The 6,019-nt window shown below is 59.6% G+C and carries 7 protein-coding genes; all 7 read left to right on the forward strand.

Going from position 1 to position 6,019, the window contains the following annotated elements:
* Positions 1 to 267: 267 nt before the first annotated feature.
* A complete protein-coding gene (locus ABX749_RS18485) occupies positions 268 to 675 on the forward strand; it encodes a hypothetical protein (protein ID WP_372897264.1) in 408 nt (135 codons plus the stop codon).
* A 166-nt stretch (positions 676 to 841) separates the two neighbouring features.
* Positions 842 to 1,519 (forward strand): hypothetical protein, encoded by a 678-nt coding sequence (locus ABX749_RS18490; RefSeq protein WP_145219665.1) that lies wholly within the window; start codon positions 842 to 844, stop codon positions 1,517 to 1,519.
* Positions 1,520 to 1,531: 12 nt separating this feature from the next.
* Positions 1,532 to 2,377 (forward strand): sugar phosphate isomerase/epimerase, encoded by an 846-nt coding sequence (locus ABX749_RS18495; RefSeq protein WP_145219662.1) that lies wholly within the window; start codon positions 1,532 to 1,534, stop codon positions 2,375 to 2,377.
* Positions 2,374 to 2,751 (forward strand): histidine kinase, encoded by a 378-nt coding sequence (locus ABX749_RS18500; RefSeq protein WP_372897265.1) that lies wholly within the window; start codon positions 2,374 to 2,376, stop codon positions 2,749 to 2,751. The genes ABX749_RS18495 and ABX749_RS18500 overlap by 4 nt, the downstream gene beginning before the upstream one ends.
* Before the next feature lie 105 nt (positions 2,752 to 2,856).
* Complete coding sequence (locus tag ABX749_RS18505; protein WP_372897266.1) at positions 2,857 to 3,630, forward strand: PIG-L deacetylase family protein; 774 nt, start codon at positions 2,857 to 2,859, stop codon at positions 3,628 to 3,630.
* A complete protein-coding gene (glpQ, locus tag ABX749_RS18510; RefSeq protein ID WP_372897267.1) occupies positions 3,627 to 4,580 on the forward strand; it encodes a glycerophosphodiester phosphodiesterase in 954 nt (317 codons plus the stop codon). The genes ABX749_RS18505 and glpQ overlap by 4 nt, the downstream gene beginning before the upstream one ends.
* A gap of 211 nt (positions 4,581 to 4,791) precedes the next feature.
* On the forward strand, positions 4,792 to 6,019 hold a 1,228-nt coding region (locus tag ABX749_RS18515), incomplete at its 3' end, for an alpha/beta hydrolase family protein (RefSeq protein WP_372897268.1).

Below are 6,019 nucleotides of genomic sequence, written 5' to 3' on the forward strand. Positions count from 1 at the left end.
AATTTTCGCTTCTCGATTGAGCGGTATTGGGCTCGCGCCCTGCCGCTAAAACCTCGTCAAATACGGGCAGATACATGCTTCACAGCGTGACGCTCCGGCGAGGGAACGAGCTTGGATAAAACGCCGGCACGGCTGTAGCGGCGAGCTAGAGTTCAGCACGCCACGCTTCCCCTCTCGCCGCCGCCGCCGACGATGTTCTGCCGCTCGATCACGAACCCCCAACAACGACCGGACTTGATCCGCCGCTGGCGGTGCGGGCGCATCGTGATGCACGCGGGCAAGCTGGTGCGGATCGAGCGACGCTGGATCTGCGGCAGCGTTTCGATGGCGCAGGTCTGGTGGCAGAGTCGTTACGGGCGACCGGACGATGATCTGTGTTGGCTGGATTATCACCAGCCGTTGGGGATGCCGTCGTTTTTGACGCTGGATTATGTTCGCAGTGGCCGCCGCGCCGGTTACCGGTCGTTCGTCGGTGCCTGCCACGTGTTGCACGAAATCGCACGGTTGCGGGGCGCGTCGGCGATCGTCGCCCACGTCTCCAACGGTTCGATCTCGGACCGATTCTTGGAACGCATGGGATGGGAGCGACATCTGCAGCACTGGTCGGGACGGCACTGGATCCGACGCTTTTACGACGGCTATCCGCAGGCGGGGGTCGAGCGGTATCTTGCGTAGTGCTCCGTCGACTTTGAATTGTGTCGCGGAAAAGGGGTCAGGTACCAAAAATGCGAAGCACCCGTTGGGCCTTTTGGTTTTTGGTGCCTGACCCCTTTTCCGTTCTGCCCCCTTTTCCGCTCGTCGTTGCCCCGAGTGGTTTCTGCCCCGCCCTGCCCTGCCCCGCATGAATTTTCTCTCCCACGCGATACCCTATCTGGATCATCCGCTGGTCGCGGTCAGTACCGGTGTGCCGGATTTTCTGAGCGTGGTGGACCGCAAGATTCGCGCCCGAGAGCGGATGGCGATGGCGGCGCTCGGTTCGGACGACGATGCGGTGCGGGACGTCGCGACCGGGATTCTGCATCACATTCGTGACGATCGCTGGTTTCACAACACGACGGTGTTCGTGGAGTCCAATTTGCAATTGGCCGTGGGACTGCGAGATTTGTTGCCCGGTGATCGCGGATTTCGCCCGATGTTCGTCGGACACATTCTGATCGAGATCCTGTTGGATGCGTTTTGGATCCGCGATCGACCCGAGCTGATCGAGCGATATTATCAACTGGTTGATGACACGTCGCCGGAATTGATTCAGCGGTGCGTCAATCAGATCACCGGGAAACCGACCGACCGATTGGGCGGCGCGATCCGTCGCTACGCCGAGGCCCGCTTTTTGTACGACTATGTGGATCACCGCCGGTTATTGATGCGGCTCAATCAGGTGATGCGCCGTGTCGGTTTGGCCGAATTGCCGGATTCGGTTCTGCCCTGGCTCCAAGAAGCCAGCGAGTTGGTAGAATTCCGGCGTGTTCGATTCCTGACTCCGCCCGACGGATCGACTCTTTTTCCACCCATTCCCTAGGATGAACGATCAATGAAGTACGGCATGAATCTGCTGCTGTGGAGCGGCGAAGTCACCGAAGCAATGTATCCGGTTTGTGAAAAACTTAAGGCGGCCGGTTTCGACGGCGTGGAATTGCCGATTTTTAATTTGGATTTGGATTACGCAGCGATCGGTGCGGAGCTGGATTCATTGGGGCTGGGCCGCACCGGCGTGACGATTCGCGGCGAGGAAGACAATCCGATTTCTCCCGACGCCGCCGTGCGTCAGAAAGGAATTGATTTGACGAAACGGACGTTGGATCTGTGTGCCGCCGCGGGCGTCGAAACGCTCGTCGGACCCTACCATTCGGCGATCGGACTGTTCAGCGGCGCCGGCCCGACCGACGACGAATGGAAATGGGGCGTCGAAAGCATGCGGCAGGTCGCCGAACATGCCGGTCAAGTCGGTGTGCGGTTGGGCGTCGAAGCGTTGAACCGGTTCGAGTGCTACCTGCTCAATTGCCATGCCGATTCGGCGCGGTTCGTGCGCGAAGTCGATCATCCGGCCTGTGGCATGATGTATGACACCTTCCACAGCAACATCGAAGAAAAAAGTGTGACCGATGCGGTGCTGGCCGGCGGCGACAAACTGTATCACATCCACATCAGCGAGAACGATCGCAGCACCCCCGGAAAGGGCGGCGTCAACTGGGACGAAAACTTCGACGCGATCGCCAAGAGCGGCTACGACGGTTGGCTGGTGATCGAAGCGTTCGGATTGGCGCTTCCCGAAATCGCGGCGGCCACGAAGATCTGGCGCAAGATGTTTTCGGACGAGATGACACTGGCCACCGAGGGCCTGGCGTTCATGAAATCGGAAATGGAAAAACGCAAGTGAGCCAAGTGTCAGCGGAGCCGGCCGGCGATTCAGCCGTCGAACCGGCCGTCGTTTTTTTATCGGGTGATCTGATGTTTGCGTCGCGGGTCCGCGCCGCGGCCGAGGCCGAGGGGCTGGAGTTTCAACTCGCCGCCTCGCTGCCCGACCGCCGCGACATCCGCTACGTGATCGTCGATCTGGCGACGCGAAGTGGTGTCGTCGAAGGATTGATGGAGCAGTGTGGTCAGATTTGTCCCGACGCGAAGGTGTTGGCGTATGGACCACATGTTCAAGTTGCCCGGTTGGACAAGGCCAAGCAGGCGGGGATTCCCGTCGTCGTGACGCGCGGGCAATTTGATCGATCCCTCGGCTCGCTCTTTCGCAGTGCTGACTGACAGTCCTGACAGACAGTGCTGACTGACGACAATGAAAACGAGTGACTGTCCGGAAGCGGGGCGTAGTTGGTGCTCGCATCCGGCGATGAATGAAAGGAGATTTTGATGCCTTCGGTTCTTGCCATTGCCGCCCACCCAGACGACATCGAGTATCTGATGGTCGGCACGATGTTACAGCTCGCGCGGCGCGGCTGGGATTTGCACTACGTCAACCTCTGTGACGGTTCGCGTGGCAGCACGACGATGGACCGCGAGGAGTGCGCGCGAACGCGTTTGGCGGAAGCCAAGAACGCGTGCGAGATGATGGGGGCAACGTTTTACGATCCGATCTATCCCGACATGGCGGCGACGTACAGTTTCGAGAATCTGGCGAAGGTCACCGCGATCGTTCGGACGGCCAAGCCGTCGATTGTGCTGACCCATTCGCCTTCGGACTACATGGAGGACCACGAGATCGCCTGTCGTCTGGCCGTCAGCGCCGCGTTTTCGCATGGCATGCCCAATCTGGTCAGCGACCCGCCGGTCCCGCCGTTCTATGAACCGGTCACGGTGTATCACTGCCAGCCGGTCGGCAATCGGACTCCACTCGGCGAACTGGTGATGCCCCATTTTTTCGTCGACCATACCGATCTGATCGACAAGAAAGTCGAGTTGCTCGCCTGTCATGCCAGCCAGAAGGAATGGTTGGATGAAAGTCAGGGGATGGACAGTTATCTGCAGACGATGCGGGACATCAACGCCGAAACGGGACAGATGAGCGGCAAATTTGAGTATGCCGAGGGCTGGCGGAAACATCTTCATTGGGGATTCTGCGGGCCCGATGATGATCCGTTGCGAAGCAGTTTGGCCGACGTCATCGTCGAGGCGGACGCCCCATGACTGCCCCTGTATCCAGGCCGATCGTGATCGCGCACCGAGGCGCAAGCGGCTATGTGCCCGAACACACGCTGGTCGCTAAAGGAATCGCCCACGCGATGGGGGCGGACTATTTGGAACAGGACGTGGTTGCGACCAAGGACCATCATCCCGTCGTGCTGCACGACATTCATTTGGATACGGTGACCGACGTCGCGCGGCGCTTTCATGGGCGAAGTCGTCCGAACGGCCGATACTACGCGATCGATTTCACCCTCGCCGAACTGAAGACGTTGGAGGTTCTGGAGCGGTTCGATCACCGCAACGGACGGAATGTCTTTCCGGGACGCTATTCCGGCGGCGCCGGCGGGTTCCGGATCTGTACGTTGGACGAAGAGATTCGTTTCATCCAAAACCTGAACCGAACGACCGGCCGCCAGGTGGGCATTTATCCCGAGATCAAGCAACCGTCCTGGCACCGCGATGAAGGCTGTGATTTGACCAGCATCGTGCTCCAATCCTTGGACCGATTCGGTTATCGAGACAAACGCGACCCCTGTGTCCTGCAGTGCTTCGATGAATTCGAGGTCCGTCGGATCCGCGAGGAATTGTCCTATCAGGGACGCTTGATTCAGCTGGTCGGTGATGGACACGACGCCCGCTCCGGAACCGATTACAGTCGGATGAAGACATCCGAGGGGCTGGCCGATTTGGCGAAGGTCGTCGATGGCATCGGTCCCAACCTGGCCGCGATCGTCCGTTGGGACGAAGCCGACGCGGCGGAGGTGACCGATCTGGTGGACGAGGCGCACCGGTTCGGTTTGGCGGTGCACCCCTGGACCGTGCGGGCCGATGATTTGCCCAAAGGATGCGCGACGCTGCAGCAATTGATCGACTCGCTCCAACAAGCCAAGGTCGACGGTCTGTTCAGCGACCATCCTGATCAAGTGCTGACATGCTTGGCGGGCCGTTGATTGAATCCGATCGCAGGAATCCGATCGCACGATTGGATAATCGCGTTCCGCGCAAGCGTATGGGCATCCAGCATGACGTTGACTCCGGTTGACGGCGCTGCTGCTGCACGGGGGCATGTTGGTGGTTCGCCGAAGGTGTCCGCGATAAACTCCTGTCATCGGAGTCCCTCCCATCATCCTTCCACTCACGCCTGATCCGGCGAATCGACTCATGCGTCAAGACTCAAATTCGATCATGTTCCTGCTTCGCTGTTTTTTGCTCAGCGTTGCTGCTTGCGCGACGTGGCTAGGTGTTTCCGTTGCCCAGGAGCGACCGACTGACCATGCGGAACAGATCGGCGTCTGGAATCTGACCGAGTTGAAAAAGACGCCGGAGATGCGCTGGCTATCACAAACCGGTGCCGTGCGTTCGTTGCTGTACGCGGGCGAAGCGTATGAAGGCCGTTCGACTGAGGTGTTCGCGTTCTATGCCTCCCCCGCGACGCTCGGGGAGGCGAATGCCGAGGAACGGTTTCCGGGTGTCGTATTGATTCACGGTGGTGGTGGCACCGCGTTCGCCGAGTGGGCTTGGTTGTGGGCCAAACGCGGGTACGCTGCGATCGCGATGGATTTGTCAGGGAGTCGGCCGATCGATCCTCTTTACGACAACAGCGGAGTCCCGGTTCCGAATCAAGCCGGCAAAGCGGGCACGCGCACGCGTCTCCCGAACGGAGGGCCGAACCACGGACACGCGGAAAAGTTCGACAGCATTGGCGGCGATGTGTCCGACGACTGGCCCTATCATGCGGTGGCAAACGTCATTCGAGCTCATTCGTTGCTGCGATCGTTTCCCGAGGTGATTGCGGATCGCACCGCGGTGACGGGGATCAGCTGGGGTGGCTACACGACCTGTCTGGTTGCTTCGGTCGATGATCGTTTCAAAGCCGCTGTCCCCGTTTACGGTTGCGGTTTTCTGTATCAGGGTGAATCGGTGCAAAAGCCGGCTATCGACAAATTGGGTGATCGACGCGAGCAGTGGATCGAAGCGTACGATCCGTCGAGTCTGCTCGTTCGCTGCCGCGTACCGATACTGTTTGTCAACGGCACAAATGACATTCACTACCCACTGGACAGTTACCAAAAGAGCTACGATGTGGTGCCAGGGCGAAAGCAGATGCGCATCGAGGTCAAGATGCGACACGGGCACCAGCCCGGTTGGGCTCCCCACGAGATTGGCTTGTACATCGATTCCTTTTGCCGCGGCGGCACGCCTCTGCCGGTACCTGGTGCGATGGCGACCGACGGCGACACGGTCCGCTTGTCGTACACCAGTGCCTTACACCTCAAGTCTGCGCAGTTGCACTACACGACCGATACGGGGCTGCGTTCAAAACGCGATTGGCAAAGTCTTTCGGCGGAAATCGCCAGCGATGAAGTCACCGCGCCCCGGCCGCCGGGGA

The organism is Stieleria sp., assembly GCF_041595215.1.
Lineage (GTDB): Bacteria > Planctomycetota > Planctomycetia > Pirellulales > Pirellulaceae > Stieleria > Stieleria magnilauensis.